Below are 20,048 nucleotides of genomic sequence, written 5' to 3'. Positions count from 1 at the left end.
AGCTCGACGAAAACCGGAAAACCGGACGAGTATAGCACCGCCCCCTGTTAACTCCGTCACTGTCCCGGCAGATCATGGCGCTTTGCCACTCGCCCGGATGAAAAAAAGTGCGTATTTTGGTCCCTTCTTTTTTTCAGGTCGGTGGGGACTATGAAGCAGGACGCAAGCAGCCAGGCGGAGAAGTTCGTGGTGCGGTTTCCGTCGGGCATGCGCGGTCGCATCACGGAAACCGCGGCGCGCAATCACCGCAGCATGAACGCGGAGATCGTCGCCCGAATACAGCACAGCCTGGCCAACTGGCCCACGGTGGAGACCACCGGGCAGCACGCCATCCCGGTGGGCCGCGAGGAGCAGGTGCTGCTGCAACGCTTCCGGCGGCTCACCCCGGCCCGTCAGCGCGCCCTGCTGGGGCTGCTGGACTGACGCCGGGGCCGCCGCCCATAGGGCGCGCCAGGGAAGCATTCGGAGCACCTTTGCTGTTACTCTACTTCCGTCTTTTTTACCCGCTTGTCGCGACGGGCCGCGGGGCCGCGTCGGGGGGATGGAACACACCTTGAAAGACGAATCGCAACGGATCAGCGTTTTGCCCAGCGGCAGCGATCTGCGCCTGCCCTGGCACCTGCGCCTGCCGGGTCCACTGGAGCGGGATTTCGCCGAGTTCTTCCGCAACAGCGTCGCCACCGTGGCGCCCTGGGCGGCGCTCAATGTCATCCTGCTGCTGGCGCTGGCGCTGGCGCTGGAATGCTACATCTCACCGGAGGTGGCGGCGCGCACCTGGCGGCCCCGGCTGCTGTGCGCGATGCTGGCGGTGGCCACCATTCTGGTGGCGCGGCGGTCGGAGTGGCGGCGCTGGCTGCATACGGTGAGCCTGGCCCTGGCCTTCGCGGTGGCCCTCACCGGCGACTGGATGGGCGTGGCGGTGAATCACCCGCTCGGATTCAGCCTGTTCCTGCAGACCCCGCTGGCGATCCTGCTGATGTCGGTGCTGCTGCGGGTTCCGTTCTACGGAGCGGTGGCCGGCAGCGTGGCGCTGATCGCGGCGCTGGCCGCCAGTCTGCGCGCCAGCCCGCACATCGGCCTGGAACTGTCGCTGGTGTTGCTGCTGCTGTCCCTGGCCAGCGCCAGCATGAGCCTGTTCGGGCAGTACATTTACGAGCGCCTGCTGCGGCAGCATTTCCTGTCCGAGAACGTGCTGTTCCAGCACCGTGACGAGTTGCACTCCGCCAACCGCGTACTGGAGAGCCAGGCCACCGTGGACGGCCTCACCGGCTGCCTGAACCGGCGCGGCATGGAGGCCCGGCTGGACGAACTGCTGCACGGGTTCGGCCGGGGCGGTGCCGGCGAGCGCGCCTCGGTGCTGCTGTTCGATATCGATTTTTTCAAGCAGTACAACGACACCTACGGGCACCAGGCCGGCGACGAATGCCTGAAGACGGTGGCCTCCATTCCGCGCGCCCTGACCCAGGGCGACAAGGACTTCGTGGCCCGCTACGGCGGCGAGGAGTTCATGGTGGTGCTGGCCAACACCAGTCTCAAGGACGCCCTGGTGTTCGCCGAACGGATGCGCACCCGCATCGAACAGCTGGGCCTGCCCCACAGCGGCTCGCGGGTCAGTCAGGTGGTCACCATCAGCGTCGGGGTGGTGTGCGCCGGCGAGCGGGCCGCCGACGCCACCACCCTGATCAAGTGCGCCGACGAGGCGCTCTATCAGGCCAAGGGCGCCGGCCGCAACCGGGTGGCCTACATGAGCGACCAGGGCCGGGTGGCGACGCTTTAGGGCGCTAGCGTCCGGCCCCGGCCTCCGCCTCACCGCCTTCCATCCATAACGGCTCGGGCACGCCGAACGCCAGTTCGGTCAGGAAGTACAGCAACGCCAGCAGCGGCAGGGCGGCGCCGATCCAGCCGGTCAGTCCCCAGCCGCCGTGGGCCTGGGACCAGCCGCCCAGGGCCGAACCGATCGCCCCGCCGGTGAAGAAGGTGGCCATGTACAGACCGTTGAGGCGGCCCCGGTAGCTGTCGCCCAGGCTGTAGATGGCGCGCTGCCCCAGCACCACGTTGGCGGACACACCGAAATCCAGCACCACCGCCGCCACCACCAGCAGTGCCACCGCCAACGCCGTGCCTGGCTCGGCGATCAGGGTGAGCAGGAAGGCGCCGCTGGCAATCAGCATCGCCGTCACCGTGGCCGGACGGGTCAGCCCGCGGTCGGCGAGCCGGCCGGCGATTGGCGCGGCCACCGCCCCGGCCACGCCGGCCAGGCCGAACAGAGCGATGTCGCCCTGGGAAAAGCCGTACACCGGGCTGGCCAGCAGCAGCGGCACCGCCGTCCAGAACACGCTGAAGGCAGCGAACAGAAAAGCCTGATAGAGGGCCCGCCGGCGCAGGATCGGCGTGGTGCGCACCAGCCGCCCCATGGACAGCAGCAAGCCGCCGTAGCCCAGCGCCGCCGTCGGTCGCCGTTGCGGCATGACCCGCGCCAGCACCAGGCTGAGCACCACCATCAGCAGCGAGGACAGCACGAACACCGCCTGCCAGCCGAACGCCTCGGTGAGCGCGCTGGCCACCGGTCGCGCCAGCATGATGCCGAGCATCAGGCCGCTCATCACCGTCCCCACCACCTGCCCGCGGCGCGCCGCCGGGGCCAGGTGGGCGGCGTAGGGCACCAGAATCTGCACCGCCACCGATCCGAAGCCGACGAACAGGGCGGCGGTCAGGAACAGGGTGGCCTGGCGGGCGAACAGGGCCCCCACCAGCGCCACGGCGGCCAGCAGGATCACCGAGATCACCAGGCGGCGGTTCTCGATCAGATCCCCCAGCGGCACGATCAGCAGCAGGCCCACGCCATAGCCCACCTGGGTCATGGTCACGATCAGGCCGGCGGCGGCCGGCGACAGGGACAGGGATTCGGCGATCGGGCCCACCAGGGGCTGGGTGTAATAGATATTGGCGACGATCAGACCGCAGGCGGTGGCCAGCATCCATACCAGCCACGCCGGCATCGTCGCCGTTTCAGCGTTTGATGACATTACTGTTCGGGTCCGTTAACGGAAAGGCGCGGGATCGACCACGTCCAGCTGCTCCGGGTCCAGGGCGACGCGGGCGTAGTCACGCCACACCCCGGCATCGAGGAACAGCCGGTAGAGGTCGGGATCGAGGTGCCGATTGTCGCGCATGCGCTGCATGATGCCCAGCGCCTCGGAAATTTTCAGGGGGATTTTGTAGGGGCGTTCACGGGCGGTGAGGGCCTCGAACACATCGGCGATGGCCATGATGCGCGCCGGGATCGACATCTGCTCGCGGGTCAGACCACGGGGAAAACCGCTGCCGTCCATGCGTTCGTGATGGCCGCCGGCATACTCCGGCACCCGCCGCAGATTGCGCGGGAACGGCAGCGATTCCAGCATCTCCAGGGTCACGTCCATGTGCCCGTTGATGATCTCCCGCTCCCGGTCGGTGAGCGTGCCCCGGGTGATGCACAGGTTGTCCACCTCGTCCTCGGTGAGCAGCGGCCGGGTCTGGCCGTGGGCGTCGGTCCAGGGCTGTTCGGCGATGCGTCGCACCCGCGCCTTGTCGGCGGCGGCCATGGCCTCGCCGCCCTTGTTAATGCGCTCCAGAAAGGCCAGATCGGATTCCAGGTCGGCGATGTCCTTCTCCAGGCGACGCCGGTGTTCCGGCTCCCGGGCCGGATCGCTGAGCGACTCCCGCTCGTAGCGGCGTTCGATGTTCGCGCGCAGGGCCGAAAACCGCGCCGCCACCAGTTCGATACGGTCGTGCAGGCCGTGCAGCTTGGTGGCCTTGTCGAGCACCGAATCGGGGATCGCCAGCTTGCCGCAATCGTGCAGCCAGGCGGCCACCCGCAGCTCGTACCACTCGTCCTCGTCGAGCTGGAAGTCCGCGAAGGTACCGCCGTCGTCGCAGGCGGCGCGGGCCAGCAATTCGGTCAGAAGTGGCACCCGCTCGCAGTGCGCGCTGGTGTGCGAGCTTTTGGCGTCGATGGCCCGGGCGAACACCCGCACGAAGGCGTCCAGCAGGTCCTTCAGTTCCTGCACCAGCAGCAGATTGTTGAGGGCGATGCCGGCATAGCCGCCGAGCGCCCCCAGCAGCGTGCGGGTGCGCGCCGGGAACGGGCCCGGCCCACTTTCGCCCCGGGCGTTGACCAGCTGCAGCACGCCCACCACCCGGTTCTCATGGTTGGTCAACGGCACCAGCAACAGGGACACCACCCGGGTCACCAGCCCGGGCACCAGCCGCGACCGGTCGTCGTCGGACAGCGCCGCCGGGTCGGTCAGGTGCAGCATTTCGCCGCCGTGCACCACCCGCGCCGCCGGGTGCCCCCGGTGGGCGTCGTCCAGCGGCAGGCGCGGCTGGTCCGGGCCGGGCCCGACGCTGCCGGCCTCGCCGGCAGTGGCCTGGCGGGCGCACTCCAGCCACTCTTCCCGGTTGTCGTCCCGCCGCAACCAGAGCACGCCGGCCTCGGCGCGGGCCAGCTCCAGCGCCTCCTCCAAAACGGTACGGGTGAGCGGCGCCAGATCGCTCTGCGCATTGATCTGACGGGCCACCCGCAACAGCGGCGGCAACTGGGTGCCGGGCACCCGTTCCAGCTTGCTCATCGCGTCGATTCCTTGGACGTTGGCGCCAAGCATAGGCACAGGCTGTCGTAACGGTAAAGCGTGCTCGCTTGAACGGCGGGGGGCGATTGCCTACCATTCTCCGGTTCTGCAACCCTCAGCCTCGGATCCCATTTCATTCATGAGCGCGCAATACCGACTGCCCGACGGGGCAACCCTGGAGTTTGATCAGCCGGCCTCCGCCCTGGAGATCGCCGAGCGGATCAGCAAGAAACTCGCCAAGCAGGCGCTGGCCGTGAAGGCCAACGGGCGCCTGACCGACGTCTATCTGCCGCTCACCGACGGGACCGAAGTGGAAATCATCACCCGGGACCATGAAGACGCCCTGGAGCTGATTCGCCATGACGCCGCCCATGTGATGGCGGAGGCGGTCCAGGAGCTGTTTCCCGATACTCAGGTGACCATCGGGCCGACCATCGAGAACGGTTTCTATTACGACTTCCACCGGGAGGCCCCGTTCACGCCGGAAGACCTGCAGGCCATCGAGAAGCGCATGCAGGAGATCGTCCGCCGCAACGAGGACATCCGCCGGGAGGTCTGGGACCGGGACGAGGCGGTCCGTTTCTTCCTGGATAAGGGCGAGGACTTCAAGGCGGAAATCATCCGTGAGCTGCCCGCCGACCAGGAAGTATCCCTGTACCGCCAGGGCGAGTTCATCGACCTGTGCCGGGGCCCGCACCTGCCCTCCACCAGCAAGCTCGGCGACGGCTTCAAGCTGATGAAGGTGGCCGGCGCCTACTGGCGCGGCAACGCCGACAACGCCCAGCTGCAGCGCGTCTACGGCACCGCCTGGCGGGACAAGAAGGAACTCAACGTCTACCTCAAGCAGCTTGAGGAAGCGGAAAAGCGGGACCACCGCAAACTGGCCCGGGAGATGGGCCTGTTCCATATCCAGCAGGAAGCGGTGGGCAGCATGTTCTGGCACCCCAAGGGCTGGCGACTGCGCAAGAACCTGGAAAACTACATCCGCGACAAGATGGTCAAATACGGCTACGAGGAAGTGTCCACGCCGCAGATGATGGACCGCATCCTGTGGGAGAAGTCCGGCCACTGGGACAAATATGGCGACGACATGTTCACCGTCTGCACCCACGACCACCGGGAAATGGCCATCAAGCCGATGAACTGCCCCGGCCACGTGCAGATCTTCAACCAGGGCATCAAAAGCTACCGGGACCTGCCGATTCGCCTGGGCGAGTTCACCGCCCTGTTCCGTAACGAGGCCCACGGCGCCCTGCACGGGCTGATGCGGGCGCGTTCGTTCAGCCAGGACGACGCCCACATCTTCTGCACCGAAGCCCAGGTCAATCCGGAAACCGCCACCTTCATCCAGATGCTGCGCGAGGTCTACGAGGACTTCGGCTTTCAGGAATTCCGCATCAAGTTCTCCGACCGTCCGGAGAAGCGGGCCGGTTCCGACGAGACCTGGGACAAGGCCGAGGCGGCGCTGCGCGACGCGGTGGAATCCCTGGGCCTGGAATGCGAACTGAACCCGGGCGAAGGTGCCTTCTACGGGCCGAAACTGGAGTTCGTGCTGCGCGATGCGATCGGGCGGGACTGGCAGTGCGGCACCCTGCAGGTGGACTTCGTGCTGCCCGAGCGCCTGGACGCGGAATACGTGGCCGAGGACGGCTCCCGCCAGCGTCCGGTGATGCTGCACCGTGCGGTGCTGGGCTCCCTGGAGCGCTTCCTGGGCATTCTGATCGAATCCACCGCCGGCCATCTGCCGCTGTGGATGGCGCCCACTCCGGTGGCGGTGTGCACCATCACCAACGCGGTGGACGATTACGCCGCCGAGGCGGTGGCGCTGCTCAAGGCCAAGGGCATTCCGGCGGAGCTGGATACCCGCAACGAGAAAATCGGCTTCAAGGTGCGCGAGCATTCCCGCACCAAGACCCCGCGCATCTGGGTGGTCGGCGAGAAGGAAGCCCAGGAGCGCAAGGTGGCGATTCGCAGCCTGGGCTCCAAGGACACCGAGGAGCTGTCCCTGGAAGAGGCGGTGGAACAGCTGGCCCAGGCCACCCGCGCACCGATCTGACGGCCCCGATGTCGTCGCTCCTGCGGCGGCCAGGCAGGAGGCACGATGTTCAAAGAGAACGAGCAGCAGGCGGAAGGGTTCAGCGTATCGCTGGGCGAGGCGCTGGATGATCTGGCGTACAACGACGCCGGCCTGATTCCGGTGATCGCCCAGCAACACGACACCGGCGAGGTGCTGATGTTCGCCTGGATGAACCGGGAGGCCATCGAGGAAACCCTGCGTACCGGCCGGGTCTGTTATTACTCGCGCTCGCGGCGCACTCTGTGGCGCAAGGGGGAATCCTCCGGCCAGGTACAGACCCTGCGCGAACTGCGCGCGGACTGCGACGGCGACGTGCTGCTGGCGCGGGTGGAACAAACCGGCCCGGCCTGCCACACCGGGCGCCGGGACTGCTTTTACTGGAAGCTCGACGGCGACCGCGCCACCATCGACAAAACGCCGCTGATCGACCCGGCGGACCTTTATAAAAACTGACCACGGACGAAGTGCCTGTTCCATGCTGACACTGCACAACACCCTCACCGGGCAGAAGGACGTTTTCCAGCCGCTGGATCCGGAGCGCGTGACGCTCTATGTGTGCGGACCCACGGTCTATAACTACGTCCACATCGGCAACGCCCGCCCGGTGGTGGTGTTCGACGTGCTCTATCGGCTGCTGGCACGGCTGTATCCCAAGGTGGTCTACGCCCGCAACATCACCGACATCGACGACAAGATCATCAACGCCTGCGCCGACACCGGCGAATCCATGGAAGCCCTGACCGGCCGCTTCACCGCCGCCTTCCGCGAGGACATGGCCGCCCTGGGGGCGCTGGAGCCGTCGATCACCCCGCTGGCCACCGATCATATCGGCGACATGATCGCCATGATCGAAACGCTGATCGCCAAGGGCCACGCCTACGAGTCCCAGGGCCACGTGCTGTTCGCGGTGGAGTCCATGCCCGACTACGGCAAGCTCTCCGGGCGCAACCTGGAAGACATGCTGGCCGGGGCCCGGGTGGAAGTGGCGGACTACAAACGCCATCCGGGCGACTTCGTGCTGTGGAAGCCCAGCGAGGCCGACCAGCCCGGCTGGGACTCGCCCTGGGGGCGCGGCCGCCCGGGCTGGCACATCGAATGCTCGGCCATGATCCACCGTCATCTGGGCGATGTGATCGACATCCACGGCGGTGGCCAGGACCTGATCTTCCCGCACCACGAAAACGAGATCGCCCAGGGTTGCTGCGCCCACGGCACCGAGTACGTGCGCTACTGGATGCACAACGGCTACATCAATATCGACGGCGAGAAGATGTCCAAGTCCCTGGGCAACTTCCGGCTGGTGCGCGATCTGCTCCAGCATTACCCCGGTGAGGTGCTGCGCTTCGCGCTGCTGTCCAGCCACTACCGCTCGCCGCTGAATTTTTCCGTGGAGCTGCTGGAGCAGGCCCGCAGCAGCCTGGACTCGCTCTACTACGCCCTGCTGGGCCGGGGCCGTATCGTGCGCGCCGATCCGGACTACCGGCTGCCCGATGACCACCCGGTGGTCACCGCCCTGCTCGACGATCTGAACACCGCCGAGGCGATCAGCGCCCTGCACGCGGTGGCCGCCCGCCTGAACAAGGCGGAGCCGGACGACAAACCGGCCCTGAAGGCGGAACTGCTGGCCGGCGCCGGCCTGCTGGGTCTGCTCGCGGCCGACCCCACCGGCTGGTTCCAGAACAAACAGGGCGGCGGCGAGGATGAGCTGGACAGCGCCACCATCGATGCCCTGGTGGAAGAGCGCAATCAGGCCAAGAAAGACCGGGATTTCGCCCGCGCCGACGAGATCCGCGACCAGCTCAAGAACGCCGGCGTCCAGCTCGAGGACACCCGCGAAGGCACCCGCTGGACCCGGGGCTGAGGCCGGCGCCGGGCGGAAAGCGGGCGGGGGCCGTGCTGGTTTTTGTTATAGTGTTCGGTTTATGATGCGCCGTTGAATTCACCTCCGTCTGCGGATGTCGCCGTGAAACCCGTTTTGCTTGCCGGTCTGCGGTTTTACCAACTGGTGCTCAGCCCCTGGGTGGGCAACCAGTGCCGCTTCTATCCGACCTGCTCGGAGTACGCCCGGCAGGCGGTGGAGACCCATGGCAGCCTGCGCGGCAGCGCCCTGGCGGCCCGGCGGCTTTGCAAATGCCACCCCTGGCACCCGGGCGGGTTCGACCCGGTCCCCGGCCGCGAGACCGACCATGACTGAGCGCCGCCTGCGTCGTCATCTGCTGCTCGCCGCCCTGCTGCTGGTGGCGCAGACCCTGGTGGTCTGGCATGGCCCCAGCCACATTCTCGACGGCCATGGCCACGGCCCGGTCGCTCAGCAGGACTGTCAGGCGCTGCACGGCCACGGCCTGGCCTGCTCGCCGGTGGCCGATCTGCCGCCGGCACGCTTCACCCCCCCGCTCACCGTCCCTTATCCGGTGGGCGCCCCCGATCTTCCGCGCCCCCGGGTGCACCCCGCCCGCGCCCCACCGGTTTTCTCCTGATCACGACCCTTTGATGTTGTTCACACGGACCGTCCAGGCGTAACGCCCCGGCCGTGCCTGTATCCAGGAGAGACCATGAAACGCGTAATTTTCCCCATGGCGGCCGCCACCCTGGCCGCCGTGGGCGGGCCCGTGGCGTTTGCCCAGCCCGCTGACTCCAACGAAAACCGCCTCGACGCGGTGGAAGTGTCCGCCCTGCCCCTGGGCAGCGACGCCAATCTGACCCCGGCGTCCTACGACCTGCTGGAAGACGAACTGCTGTTCCAGCAAAGCGAAGCGACCCTGGGCGACACCCTCAACGGCCTGCCCGGCGTGCATTCCGACACCTTCGGCGGCGGCAGCAGCCGGCCGGTGATTCGCGGCCAGACCGCGCCCCGGGTCAGCGTGCTGTCCGACGGTGCCCAGCTGTTCGACATGTCCGCCATCTCGCCGGACCACGCCACCACCGTGGAGCCCATGCTCAGCCGCAAGGTGGAAGTGCTGCGCGGCCCGTCCACCCTGCTCTACGGCGGCGGCGCCATCGGCGGCGTGGTCAATGTGCTCGACAACAAGATTCCCACCCGCATGCCGGACGGACCGGTGGAAGGGTTCTTCGAGGGTCGCGGCAACACCGTGGCCGATGAAGCCGCCGCCGCCTTCGGCCTGACCACCCGCGCCGGTGAAAACCTGGCCCTGCACGTGGAAGGCGCCCGCCGGGACGCGGACGACTACGAGGTCAACGGCTTCACCGATCCGACCATCGACGGCACCTGGGCGGAAAGCAACAACGGCAGCGTCGGCCTGTCCTGGATCGGCGACCGGGGCTACCTGGGTCTGGCCTACTCCTATCGGGGCGACCAGTACGGCCTGCCCGGTCACAGCCACGAGTTCGAGGGCTGCACCGCCAACGGCGCCACCCTGGAGTGCGCCGAGGAAGAGCACGACCACGAACACGGTGCCCACGAGGCCCCGTTCGTGGACCTGGACAGCCGCCGGGTGGACCTGCGCGGCGAATACCGGCAGCCGGTGGCCGGCATCGAGGCGGTACGCCTGCGCGCCAGCCACACCGACTATCGCCACCACGAGATCGAGGAAGACGTGATCGGCACCACCTTCCGGCACCGGGGCGTGGACGCCCGGGTGGAAGCGGAGCACGCGCCGATCCTCGGCTGGCGCGGTACCTTCGGCACCCAGATCACCGACGGCCAGATCGAGACCAGCGGCGAGGAAGCGGTGGTACCGAAAACCGACACCCGCACCGCGGCGGTGTTCGCCGTGGAACGTTACCGCTTCAACGAGCGCTGGCAGTTGGAAGCCGGCGCCCGCTTCGAACATCAGAAGCTGGACCCGGACGACGCCGACCGGCCGCTGCCTTCCTACAGCGAGTCCGCCACCTCCCTGTCCACGGCGCTGACCTGGGCATTCCGCCCGGACTACAACGTGTCCGTGTCCCTGGCCCGTTCCGAGCGGCTGCCCCAGGCCCAGGAGGTCTACGCGCGCGGCGTGCATCTGGCCACCAACACCTATGAGTGCGGCCTGCTCGCCGATAGCTTCACCTGCGGCGGCGCCGGCAACGACGCCGGTCTGGAGACCGAGACCTCCTACAACGCCGGCATCAACCTGCGCAAGGTGAGTGGCGACCTGACCTTCGACCTGGGCCTGTTCCACAACCGGGTGAACGACTACGTCTATGCCCGCACCCTGGATCAGATCGAGGAATTCCGCCTGATCAAGTACAGCCAGGCGGACGTGGAATTCACCGGCGCCGAGGCCGAGGCCACCTACCAGTGGACCGAACGCTTCTCCACCACCCTGTTCGGCGACACGGTACGCGGGGAGTTCAAGGACGGCGGCGACAGCCTGCCGCGCATCCCGGCCCACCGTCTGGGCGCCCGGGTGAACACCTTCTGGCGCGCGTTCGACGGCGAAGTGGAGTTCTACCGGGTGTTCGCCCAGGACGACATCGCCGCTTTCGAGACCCGCACCCCGGGCCACGACATGCTCAATGCCACGGTGAGCTACACCTTCACCGGCCAACCCCAATACAACGTCTTCCTGCGGGCCAGCAATCTGCTCGGCGAGGAAGTGTGGAACCACGCGTCCTTCCTGGCGCGCACCGTCCCGGAACCCGGTCGCAACCTGACCGCCGGCGTGCGCATGACCTTTTGACGCGATCCACTGAAAAACGAATTCGGAGACCACGATGAAACGCTATTTTTCTCCCACCGGCGCCGCCCTGCTGGCGGCCTCGGTGCTGCTTGCCGCCTGTAACAACGACACCGGCAGCACCGAGCTGCCCGGCGACGACCACGATCACGAGCATGAACACGGCGAAGCCGCCGGCCGGCTGGTGTTCACCCACGCCGACGGCGCCAACTCAAGGGTCTATGTGCACGACCTGGAAAGCGGCGAAACGATCAACGATTTCGCCCTGGTGCACCCGGCCACCGGCGTCTACACCAGCCCCGAAGGCCGCTACGCGGTCATCGTGCAGCGCGACAACGATCAGGTGGAATTCCTGGACAGCGGCATCCATCTGCACGACGACCACGTGCACGAAGACGCGCCGTCCATGCTCGGCTTCACCCTGAACGGCGTGGCCCCCACCCACTACCGGGTCAACGGTGAACACGCCGCCCTCTACTTTGACGGCGACAGTGCCACCGCGCAGATGAGCCGCTTCCAGCTGTTCAGCGACGAAAGCCTCACCGACGGTGGCGTGCTGGCGTCCCAGACCCTGGACACCGCCCACCACGGCGTGGCCGAGCCCCAGGAGGGGCTGGTGCTGGCCAGCCATGCCGCCACCAGCGGCGGCCCGGCGGACGGCGTCACGGTGTTCGAACTGCACGGCGATCATTTCCACGGCGAGGGCGAGCTGGCCACCGCCTGCCCGGGCCTGCACGGCGCCGCCAGCCACGGCGTCTACAGTGTCTTCGGTTGCCAGGACGGGGTGCTGGTGGCGGAACTGCACGGCGACCATTTCCACGACGCCAAGGTGGCGGTGCCGGAGCGAATCGCCACGGTGCTGGGCCACCCGGACGTGGAAGCGCTGATCGGCGTGTCCTACCCGGATGGCAACCTGTACGCCATCGACCCGGAGGCGGGCACCGCCACCCAGGTGGACTGGCGGGACGGCGCCGTGGACGGCGGCGGCGCCCCGGTGGCACCGAAGGCCCAGGCGTTCGACGCTCACGGTGAGCATCTGCTGGTGCTGGACAGCGAGGGCGACCTGCACGTGCTGGAGACCTCTGACTGGTCCCACCGCGCCGCCCTGGCCCTGCTCGACACGGTTCCCGGTGCCGGCCCGGCGCCGACGCTGGCGGTGAGCGGCAGCGGTGACCAGGCGTTCGTCAGCGACCCGGCGGCACGGGCCCTGCACATCGTCGATCTGGAAGCGCTGTCGGTGGACACCGTGGATCTGGACTTCGCCCCCACCGGGCTGGCCTGGACCGGCACCGTGGCGGCCCATGACCACGGCGGGGAAGACGGCGACCACGATCACGAGCATTGATCGTCGGCCTGATCGCGGCTAAAGCCGCTCCTACGATATTGTTGTAGGAGCGGCTTTAGCCGCGATACACCGCGTCGCCCCTCTTGCCGCGTCGCCATGGGCACCGCTTTTCACTACAATGAGTCTCGTCCTCAAAGCAGTGGAACTCGGAGTCTCCCATGAAACGATGGCTGTTGGCCGCTGGCCTTGCCCTGCCCTTTTCCGTTCTGTCCGCCCCGGTACTGGCGGCGGGCTACGCCGGCCTGGATTACGTCAGCGCGGACATCAATCCCGATCACGGCGGCAGCGCCGATCCCTCCGCTCTGCAATTCAAGTTCGGCAGCTGGATCAATCGCAACGAAACCCTGGGCGGCGAGCTGCGCCTGGGCCTGGGCATCGGCGACGACAGCCTGGGCGGTGGCGTTGACGTGGAAATCGACCGCTACTACGGCGCCTATTTCCGTGGCCAGTTCCCCAATACCCTGCCGGTGCGCCCCTACGGCCTGATCGGGCTGACCCGCGTGGAAACCACCGTTGACTACCCCGACGGCGGCTCCAGCGGCGACAACTACAGCGGCCTGTCCCTGGGCCTGGGCGCCGACATCAGTCTCACCGACGTGGTGTTCCTGAGCGTGGAGTATCTGCGCGCGGTGGACAGCGGCGGCGATGAGATCAACAACATCGGCGTGGGTCTGAACGGCAGGTTCTGAACCCGCCACCCGCGACCGCGGGCACAAAAAAGCCGCGCTGAAGAGCGCGGCTTTTTTATGGCCGGTGTGCGGGCGATGAATCAGGGAATCGGCAGATAGCCGCCATCCACCTGTTTGGTGACGATCGCCACGGCGTTGTGGGCGTGCAGGCTTTCCAGGTGATTCACGCGCAGCCAGAAATCCTGATAGCACGGCTGCGGGTCCAGGGCCTGCTTGAGGCGCCGGGCGGCGTCCTCGCAGAACATCAGGTTCTGACCGTTGAGCTTGGCGAACTCCTGCTCGTCCACCCGCTTCACGGCGGTCTGCACCGGCGTCTTCAGGGCGCCCTCGATGGTGTCGATCAGCGCGGTGATCGGGAACGCCTCGTCACAGCCGGCATCCAGCAGCACCCGCACCTGGGCCACGGAGCGCTGGCTGTGCGGCGTGGCCATGATGCCTTCCTCGGTGCCCAGCCATTCGAACACCTTGTCCACGTCCACCTGGCTGTCCTTGCCGAAGTCCTCGCGGAACTGCTCCTGAATCAACTGCCGGGCCAGAGCCGCGGAGCAGGGGCAGGTGGAGGAGTACGGCACTTCCACGGCCAGCTCGATGCGCAGGCCGTCCGGCGCCTTGGTGGCCTTGATGGTCACCGGGTAGCTCTTCCAGCCGGCGTAGCTGCTCTTCAGGGCCGGGCGGCGCATGGAGTATTCAAAATCGAACTGCACGAAGGCCTTGTCGCTGAGGCCGTCGTGGGTATCCAGGAAGTTATCCAGCAGCGTCTCGATGGAGTGAGCGCTCACCGAGTGGTCCCCGAACGTCTCCTCCAGCATCAGGTACAGCCGGGACATGTGAATGCCCTTGGCGTCCGGATTGGACAGGCTCACGTAGGCCTGGATGGAGGTGCTCACCGGCCGTTCGCCGGCCAGGGTGTCGCTGATCCGGGCGGGCAGATGTATCTCGCTCATGCCGACCCAGTCCAGGGTGCTGTGAAGGTGGTCCACCATGGAATTGGTCGCCACATCGGGCATGGATTTGGTGGTATCTGCACCACTATCGCGCTTCATGGGAATCTCCGTAGGGACGACGGCGGCGCATCATGACGCCGATCAGGTGAATGAAATGGCAACCTGATTGTCATCGCCCGATCACACAGGGACGCGAAGTGTAGCAGAATCACCCGCACAAATAGACCTTCCGGCGGGCGGGGTTTGGCAATGGCGGTGACAGGCCCGGTCTATCAATCCGGGCCCGCCCATAGCAGGGTAAACAGGGCGTTCCGGCCGCCTACAGCAGCGACTCCGGGTCGTCCTCGGGACGGCCCACCACTTCCTGGAAGCGCTCCAGATCGCGCAACGGCACGAACATTTCTTCCGCCCGGGCGTGACGCCGCAGGGCCTCGGAAATGTTCACCGCCTGTTGCAGGTCGCGCAGGGCATTGTCGTTCTCGCCCAGGCCGGCCCAGGCGCAGGCCCGCTGGTAGAGGGCGTGGGCGTTGTCCTCGTCCACCTCCAGCACCCGGTCGCACAGGCTCAGGGCCCAGCGCTGCTCGCCCAGCTCCAGGGCGGCGTCGGCTTTCCAGGCCAGCGCCTCCGGATCGTCCGGGCGCAGCTCCAGGATCCGGTCGTAGAGCTCGATCTTCTCCTTGTAGCTGCCTTCCTTGGTGGCTTTCAGCCACAGGCTATGGATCTCGTTGGTGCGCTCGATCTCTTCCTGGTTCTCGGCGATGGTGCGGGATTTCTGGCGCAGCTCCTGCTCCAGGTCCGCCAGCCGCGACTCGTACTCCACCGTCAGCCGGGACATCTCCTTCTCGGCGTAAACCCGGATGTTGTCCTTCAGGTCACGGATGGTGGACCAGCCCACCAGGGCCAGGATCGAGGCGGCACCGGCGATCAGATAGAAGAAGTAGGTCACCGTGTTGGTGGCGTAACCCATGGCCTTGTCCGCCACCTCCAGTTCGCGGTCGGTGACGATGCGGTTCATGTCGTTGCGGTATTCCATCATGTCCTGACGGATGGCGCGCAGCTCACCGAGAATCCAGTTCTCGCGGAACTGGGAGATCACCGGGCCCTTCTCGATCTCGCTCTCCGACTCCGGACGGGGGTCGGCGGGTTCCGACTGGGCGCCCGCCATGGCGCTCATGGTCAGCAACAGCACCCAGATTCCCGCCTTCAGGCAACGCTTGAACAAGACCGCTTCCTCTTTCTCTCAGATCTTCAATTCGGATTCATCACGGGTGGCCGGCGCGCGGGCGCCGCCACCGGCCGACGCCGCGAGTATGGTGGCATTAAGACCCGCCCGCCGCCAGCCTGAACCGGGCAAAAGCGAACCGGAGCGCGCTTGACAGGCTTCCCGCGATGCCATGTAGTGAGTTGATCCCGCATGCCAACACCAAGGAGTTTCATGAGAATCCCACGACTCATGGGCGCCGCCGCGGCGCTCTTGCTGATGGCGTTCAGCGCCGGCGCCACGGCGGAAACCTGGCGCCTCGGCCTGGAAGAGATCGAAGGCAGCGTCCAGCACCGCTACGCGGAGCGCTTCAAGGAACTGATCGAGAAACGCAGCGACGGCGACATCACCGTGCAACTGCTGCCCTACGGGACCTGGGGCTCCACCTACACCGCGCTCTACGACGCGGTGCAGAATGGCGCCATCCAGATGGCGTTCGGCTCCGGCGCCCTGGGCGGCACGGTGCCGGAAAGCCAGCTGCTCAACCTGAACTTCGTGATGCCCGCCGATGAGTGGCGCACCGCCCGGGTACTGAACTCCGACGCCTTTCTGAAAAGCGACGCCTGGCAGCAATCGTTCCGCCAGCGCGACCTGGTACCGCTGGCCGAGCTGCCCGAGGGCTACCAGGTGTGGACCGCCAACCGGGCCATCCGCGAGCCGGCGGACATGAAGGGCCTGAAGATCCGCGTGATGGACAACAGCCTGCTGCGCGCCACCTACCAGGCCTACGGCGCGGCCCCCACCACCATCGCCTACGGCGAGCTGTACAGTGCCCTGCAGCAGGGCCAGGCGGAGGCCAATATCCAGCCGGTGTTCGCCCATCAGGAGATGGGGTTCTACGAGGTGCAGCAGTACATGATCTTCGCCCGCCAATCCCAGTTCGTGGCGACCCTGATGGGCAACGAGCAATGGTACGACGGCCTCTCCGGGGAGCGCCGGGCCATGGTCGACAAGGTGGTCGGTAAACTGGTGCGTGAAGGCCACGAGCTGCAGACCGGCTTCAACAAGAAGCGGCTCAAGGCGATCCGCAAGGACAGCGACATCGAGATCATCGAACTGAACGACGCCCAGCGCGAGGCCTTCCGCGAACAGGCCCGGCCGGTACGCCAGATCTATATCGACGAAGTCGGCGAGCGCGGCCAGCGGGCCCTGGATACCCTGCTCCAGGCGTTCGACCAGGCCGGCGATCAATCCTGACCCGCCGACCCGACCGCTCCCTCAAAAAGCCCGGCCTGGCGCCGGGCTTTTTGATGGGCCCGCGATCACGGACTGCCCAGGGACGGCAGCCACAGGGAAATCTGCGGGTAGGCGACCAGAATCACCGTGGCCAGCATCAGGATCAAAATGAACGGCGGCGTGCCGCGAATCACTTCCAGATAGGGCCGGCGGAACACGGCGATGGCGGTGAAGATGTCGCAGCCGAACGGCGGCGTGGCCGAGCCGATGGCCGCCTGCAGGGTCACGATCACGCCCACATGGACCGGATCCAGCCCGGCGGACTGCACCAGCGGCTTGAAGATCGGCACCAGGATCAGGATCACCACGATCGGATCCACGAACATGCAACCGATAAAGAACGCCACCGCGATCAGTGCCAGGGCCGCCGTTTTGTTATCGCCGATGGCCTCGATGGCGGGGCCGAGCACCTGTTCCGGTATGCCGGCGGTGCCCAGGGTGTGTGAAAAGGCGGCGCCGATGGCCACCAGAATGAACACCACCGCGGTGATCATCCCCGAGGACAGGGCCAGACCGCCCAGATCGCGGAGGCTCACTTTCCGGTAGATCACCACTTCCAGCAACAGGGCGTAGGCCACCGCCACGGCGGAAGCCTCCACGGCGCTGAAAAAGCCCAGATAGATGCCGCCCACCACCAGCACCGGGAAGCCCAGCGGCAGGATGGCGCCGCGCAGGGCCTTGAAACGTTCCGCCCAGCTGGCCCGCGGCTCCGGCTCGATGCCCTGGACACGCGCGCCGACCCAGCAGTAGGCGGCGAACATCAGCAGAATCAGGATGCCCGGCAGAATGCCGGCCAGAAACAGGTCACCGATGGAGGTGCCCATCACCACGCCGTAGACGATGAAGCCGATGCTGGGCGGGATCAGCAAAGCGATGTCGCTGGCATTGATGATCAGCGCCAGCGCGAAGCTGTCCGAGTAGCCCTTGGCCAGCAGGCGCGGCCGCATCGGCCCCCCCATGGCGACCACGGTGGCCTGGGTGGAGCCGGACACCGCGCCGAACACCGCGCAACCCGCCGCCGTGGTGATCGGCAGCCCGCCGCGCCAGTGGCGGCTGAACGAGTCCACCAGGTCCAGCAGACGGTTGGCGGTGTGCCCCTTGGTGAGGATGTCGGCGGCGAAGATGAACATGGGCACCGCCGCCAGCACCCAGCTGCCCACGCCGGTGATCATCCAGGTCACCGCCTGCTCGGGGCCGAAGAAGGTCAGCCCGGAGAACATCATGAACAGGGTGCCCACCGCCAGCGGCACCATCATCGGATAGCCCAGCAGCAGCAGGACCAGCATGATCAGAACCAGGGCGATCAGCATGTGGGCGCCCTCCGGCCGGTTCGCGATTCAGACACGGTCATCGCCGGCCCCTCCCATTTCCCCGCCGTGCACCGGCGTATCCGAATAGGTTTCCCGTTCGTTGAACGAGCGCCAGATACCCGGTGACAGGGCGTTGCGGGCCAGGGTCAGCAGGTACTGGATGCCGGCCAGGCCGAACCCGGCGGGCAGTGCCAGGTAGACGATCCACATGGGCAGGCCCAGGGACGAGCTGACCCGGCCCCGGTCGTGGATGTCGATCACGTACTGGCCGGACTTCCAGGCGAAATAGAACATCAGCGCCGCCGTGCCCAGGCAGATCAGCATCAACAGCCCCTTGCGGGCGCGGCCCCTCAGCTGCTCGTAAAGCGCGGACATCCGGATGTGACGGGCATGGCGGGCGGCGTAGCTGACGCCCACGAAGGTCATCACCACGATCAGCATTTCGGTGACTTCATAGGTGCCGGGGATGCCCCGGTCGAACACCAGTTGCCCCACCACATGGACACTCATCAGCAGCGCCATCAACAGCACGGTGCCGCCGATGACCAGCCGCTCGACCACACCGATGACGCGATCAAACGCGGCCAGCGCGGTCAGCAGCCCCTTGAAGGCGTTGTTCATGGATCTCTACTACCCCAGCGGACATAAGTACTTTGACATCTAAATATTATATCTCTAAACTAGCCTACCACTATTCGCAAGGAATCGCTCGGCCATGCCGTTGCTCTGCAGCCGAAAAGCAAATGTAAAACCTGTTTTTACATCAAAATGACGCTGACGCGACACGGTCATATTAGTTTGTTATCCAGAGAATTAACGACCATGGCCCGACACGACGAAGTGCTGATTGCTCTACGCCAAATCATCCGCGCCACCGACCTTTACTCGCGCAAGCTGAGCAAGGTCGCCGGCCTCACGGCGCCCCAGCTGCTGATCCTGCAGGCGATTGCCTCGCGGGGTGAGATGACCATGGGGGACATCGCCACGGAGGTGTCGGTCAGCCAGGCCACCGTGACCACCATCCTCGATCGCCTCGAGAAGCGCGGCTTGATCGAGCGCAAAAGGGGTGAACGGGACAAACGGCGGGTCTATGCTTATTTGACCACGGCCGGCCGCGACATCATGGAGCGGGCCCCGACGCCGCTTCAGGACGAGTTCATGGCCCGCTTCGAGCGGCTCGAGGACTGGGAGCAGTCGTTGATTCTCAGCTCGCTGCAGCGTGTCGCGGCGATGATGAACGCCGGCGACATCGACGCCTCGCCGGTGCTGGATCTGGGCGCCATCGACCGCATCCAGCCCAACGGCGACGGCCAGCGCCGGCGTCGCGACTCTTCATCCTATCAACCTGACCGGAAGTGAACCGAATGCCATCAGACGATCAAAAAGGGGCCTCGACCCCCGCCGACATCAAAAAAGAGATCATTCTGCGCAAGCCTGAAAGTCAGGACGGCCCACGCGTGCACAAGCTGATCGCCGAGTGCAAGCCGCTGGACGAGAACTCCGTGTACTGCAACCTGCTGCAGTGCACGCACTTCGCGGACACCTCCGTGGCGGCCGAGATGGACGGCGAACTGGTGGGTTTTATTTCCGGCTACATCCCGCCCAAACAGCAGAACACCCTGTTCGTGTGGCAGGTGGCGGTGCACGCCAAGGCCCGCGGTCACGGTCTGGCGAAGCGCATGCTGGCCAACCTGATCGAGCGGGACGAGAGCCGGGACGTGCAGTTCATCGACACCACCATCACCCCGGATAATGAAGCATCCTGGGGCATGTTCCGCAGCTTCGCCTATGAGCGGCGGATGCCCACCGAGGAGTTCATCCTGTTCGACTCGCGCATCCACTTCGCCGGGCAGCACAACGATGAACACCTTCTGCGGATCGGCCCGTTCAACCGGGACGACGCCTGAACGCGAAGAACGCCTGAATACTGAATCGACTGAATCCGACCAGACAG

The 20,048-nt window shown here is 66.4% G+C and carries 19 protein-coding genes; 13 read left to right on the top strand and 6 right to left on the bottom strand.

Features of this window, described 5'->3' with window-relative positions; all coding sequences use genetic code 11:
* The first annotated feature begins 150 nt into the window (after positions 1 to 150).
* The gene (locus IM760_RS13580; protein ID WP_204430229.1) at positions 151 to 423 is read left to right on the top strand and encodes an Arc family DNA-binding protein; all 273 of its coding nucleotides are present in this window, start codon (positions 151 to 153) and stop codon (positions 421 to 423) included.
* Between the two features lie 130 nt (positions 424 to 553).
* Positions 554 to 1,777 carry a GGDEF domain-containing protein gene (locus tag IM760_RS13575; RefSeq protein ID WP_228232128.1) on the top strand — a complete coding sequence of 408 codons (1,224 nt, stop codon included), beginning with the start codon at positions 554 to 556 and terminating at the stop codon, positions 1,775 to 1,777.
* A gap of 4 nt (positions 1,778 to 1,781) precedes the next feature.
* On the opposite strand, the gene IM760_RS13570 is transcribed toward IM760_RS13575, so the two are convergent.
* Both IM760_RS13570 and IM760_RS13565 read right to left on the bottom strand, forming a co-directional pair.
* Positions 1,782 to 3,026, bottom strand: coding sequence for an MFS transporter (locus IM760_RS13570; RefSeq protein WP_204430225.1), 1,245 nt, complete (start codon positions 3,024 to 3,026; stop codon positions 1,782 to 1,784).
* Positions 3,027 to 3,041: 15 nt separating this feature from the next.
* A complete protein-coding gene (locus IM760_RS13565; RefSeq protein WP_204430223.1) occupies positions 3,042 to 4,610 on the bottom strand; it encodes a GAF and HD-GYP domain-containing protein in 1,569 nt (522 codons plus the stop codon).
* Positions 4,611 to 4,749: 139 nt separating this feature from the next.
* Between IM760_RS13565 and thrS the strand changes: the two genes are divergently transcribed.
* From thrS to IM760_RS13525, 8 genes are all read left to right on the top strand, one after another.
* Positions 4,750 to 6,666: a threonine--tRNA ligase gene (thrS, locus tag IM760_RS13560; RefSeq protein WP_204430221.1), complete on the top strand. Its 1,917-nt coding sequence runs from the start codon at positions 4,750 to 4,752 to the stop codon at positions 6,664 to 6,666.
* A 45-nt stretch (positions 6,667 to 6,711) separates the two neighbouring features.
* Positions 6,712 to 7,140 (top strand): phosphoribosyl-AMP cyclohydrolase, encoded by a 429-nt coding sequence (gene hisI / locus IM760_RS13555; RefSeq protein WP_204430217.1) that lies wholly within the window; start codon positions 6,712 to 6,714, stop codon positions 7,138 to 7,140.
* Between the two features lie 22 nt (positions 7,141 to 7,162).
* Positions 7,163 to 8,548 (top strand): cysteine--tRNA ligase, encoded by a 1,386-nt coding sequence (gene cysS / locus IM760_RS13550; protein ID WP_204430212.1) that lies wholly within the window; start codon positions 7,163 to 7,165, stop codon positions 8,546 to 8,548.
* A 102-nt stretch (positions 8,549 to 8,650) separates the two neighbouring features.
* Entirely contained in the window at positions 8,651 to 8,881 is a 231-nt protein-coding gene (yidD, locus tag IM760_RS13545; protein ID WP_204430210.1) for a membrane protein insertion efficiency factor YidD, read from the top strand.
* On the top strand, positions 8,874 to 9,164 hold the full coding sequence (locus IM760_RS13540) for a hypothetical protein (RefSeq protein WP_204430208.1): 291 nt from the start codon (positions 8,874 to 8,876) through the stop codon (positions 9,162 to 9,164). Before yidD ends, IM760_RS13540 begins: the two co-directional genes overlap by 8 nt.
* A gap of 75 nt (positions 9,165 to 9,239) precedes the next feature.
* On the top strand, positions 9,240 to 11,312 hold the full coding sequence (locus IM760_RS13535) for a TonB-dependent receptor domain-containing protein (protein WP_204430207.1): 2,073 nt from the start codon (positions 9,240 to 9,242) through the stop codon (positions 11,310 to 11,312).
* Between the two features lie 34 nt (positions 11,313 to 11,346).
* The gene (locus tag IM760_RS13530) at positions 11,347 to 12,654 is read left to right on the top strand and encodes a hypothetical protein (protein ID WP_204430204.1); all 1,308 of its coding nucleotides are present in this window, start codon (positions 11,347 to 11,349) and stop codon (positions 12,652 to 12,654) included.
* Between the two features lie 158 nt (positions 12,655 to 12,812).
* A complete protein-coding gene (locus IM760_RS13525; RefSeq protein ID WP_204430202.1) occupies positions 12,813 to 13,343 on the top strand; it encodes an outer membrane beta-barrel protein in 531 nt (176 codons plus the stop codon).
* An 80-nt stretch (positions 13,344 to 13,423) separates the two neighbouring features.
* Here IM760_RS13525 and folE2 read toward each other — a convergent pair whose 3' ends face one another.
* Both folE2 and IM760_RS13515 read right to left on the bottom strand, forming a co-directional pair.
* Complete coding sequence (gene folE2 / locus IM760_RS13520) at positions 13,424 to 14,386, bottom strand: GTP cyclohydrolase FolE2 (protein ID WP_204430200.1); 963 nt, start codon at positions 14,384 to 14,386, stop codon at positions 13,424 to 13,426.
* 220 nt (positions 14,387 to 14,606) lie between these two features.
* Positions 14,607 to 15,509, bottom strand: coding sequence for a tetratricopeptide repeat protein (locus IM760_RS13515; protein WP_228232112.1), 903 nt, complete (start codon positions 15,507 to 15,509; stop codon positions 14,607 to 14,609).
* Between the two features lie 213 nt (positions 15,510 to 15,722).
* Between IM760_RS13515 and dctP the strand changes: the two genes are divergently transcribed.
* Positions 15,723 to 16,745, top strand: a complete 1,023-nt coding sequence (dctP, locus tag IM760_RS13510; RefSeq protein WP_204430199.1) for a TRAP transporter substrate-binding protein DctP — start codon at positions 15,723 to 15,725, stop codon at positions 16,743 to 16,745.
* A gap of 65 nt (positions 16,746 to 16,810) precedes the next feature.
* Here the strand turns inward: dctP and IM760_RS13505 are convergent, their stop codons facing one another.
* Entirely contained in the window at positions 16,811 to 18,094 is a 1,284-nt protein-coding gene (locus IM760_RS13505) for a TRAP transporter large permease (protein ID WP_204430197.1), read from the bottom strand.
* Positions 18,095 to 18,121: 27 nt separating this feature from the next.
* Positions 18,122 to 18,715: a TRAP transporter small permease gene (locus IM760_RS13500; protein ID WP_204430195.1), complete on the bottom strand. Its 594-nt coding sequence runs from the start codon at positions 18,713 to 18,715 to the stop codon at positions 18,122 to 18,124.
* 201 nt (positions 18,716 to 18,916) lie between these two features.
* On the opposite strand from IM760_RS13500, the gene IM760_RS13495 reads away from it, so the two are divergent.
* Together IM760_RS13495 and ectA are read left to right on the top strand one after the other, a co-directional pair.
* Positions 18,917 to 19,453 carry a MarR family winged helix-turn-helix transcriptional regulator gene (locus IM760_RS13495; protein ID WP_204430193.1) on the top strand — a complete coding sequence of 179 codons (537 nt, stop codon included), beginning with the start codon at positions 18,917 to 18,919 and terminating at the stop codon, positions 19,451 to 19,453.
* Between the two features lie 5 nt (positions 19,454 to 19,458).
* Positions 19,459 to 20,001 (top strand): diaminobutyrate acetyltransferase, encoded by a 543-nt coding sequence (gene ectA, locus IM760_RS13490; protein ID WP_204430191.1) that lies wholly within the window; start codon positions 19,459 to 19,461, stop codon positions 19,999 to 20,001.
* Positions 20,002 to 20,048 lie beyond the last annotated feature (47 nt).

The organism is Alloalcanivorax marinus, assembly GCF_016906305.1.
GTDB lineage: Bacteria > Pseudomonadota > Gammaproteobacteria > Pseudomonadales > Alcanivoracaceae > Alloalcanivorax > Alloalcanivorax marinus.
This window is presented reverse-complemented; position numbering and strand designations above follow the sequence as displayed.

Excerpts from the sequence above, each read along its gene's own strand:
- cysS (WP_204430212.1), top strand. The coding sequence starts at position 7,163 with ATGCTGACACTGCACAACACCCTCACCGGGCAGAAGGACGTTTTCCAG.
- IM760_RS13530 (WP_204430204.1), top strand. The coding sequence starts at position 11,347 with ATGAAACGCTATTTTTCTCCCACCGGCGCCGCCCTGCTGGCGGCCTCG.
- IM760_RS13525 (WP_204430202.1), top strand. The coding sequence starts at position 12,813 with ATGAAACGATGGCTGTTGGCCGCTGGCCTTGCCCTGCCCTTTTCCGTT.
- ectA (WP_204430191.1), top strand. The coding sequence starts at position 19,459 with ATGCCATCAGACGATCAAAAAGGGGCCTCGACCCCCGCCGACATCAAA.
- IM760_RS13565 (WP_204430223.1), bottom strand. The coding sequence starts at position 4,610 with ATGAGCAAGCTGGAACGGGTGCCCGGCACCCAGTTGCCGCCGCTGTTG.
- IM760_RS13540 (WP_204430208.1), top strand. The coding sequence starts at position 8,874 with ATGACTGAGCGCCGCCTGCGTCGTCATCTGCTGCTCGCCGCCCTGCTG.
- IM760_RS13580 (WP_204430229.1), top strand. The coding sequence starts at position 151 with ATGAAGCAGGACGCAAGCAGCCAGGCGGAGAAGTTCGTGGTGCGGTTT.
- IM760_RS13570 (WP_204430225.1), bottom strand. The coding sequence starts at position 3,026 with ATGTCATCAAACGCTGAAACGGCGACGATGCCGGCGTGGCTGGTATGG.
- thrS (WP_204430221.1), top strand. The coding sequence starts at position 4,750 with ATGAGCGCGCAATACCGACTGCCCGACGGGGCAACCCTGGAGTTTGAT.
- IM760_RS13535 (WP_204430207.1), top strand. The coding sequence starts at position 9,240 with ATGAAACGCGTAATTTTCCCCATGGCGGCCGCCACCCTGGCCGCCGTG.
- dctP (WP_204430199.1), top strand. The coding sequence starts at position 15,723 with ATGAGAATCCCACGACTCATGGGCGCCGCCGCGGCGCTCTTGCTGATG.
- IM760_RS13495 (WP_204430193.1), top strand. The coding sequence starts at position 18,917 with ATGGCCCGACACGACGAAGTGCTGATTGCTCTACGCCAAATCATCCGC.
- hisI (WP_204430217.1), top strand. The coding sequence starts at position 6,712 with ATGTTCAAAGAGAACGAGCAGCAGGCGGAAGGGTTCAGCGTATCGCTG.
- IM760_RS13505 (WP_204430197.1), bottom strand. The coding sequence starts at position 18,094 with ATGCTGATCGCCCTGGTTCTGATCATGCTGGTCCTGCTGCTGCTGGGC.
- folE2 (WP_204430200.1), bottom strand. The coding sequence starts at position 14,386 with ATGAAGCGCGATAGTGGTGCAGATACCACCAAATCCATGCCCGATGTG.
- IM760_RS13500 (WP_204430195.1), bottom strand. The coding sequence starts at position 18,715 with ATGAACAACGCCTTCAAGGGGCTGCTGACCGCGCTGGCCGCGTTTGAT.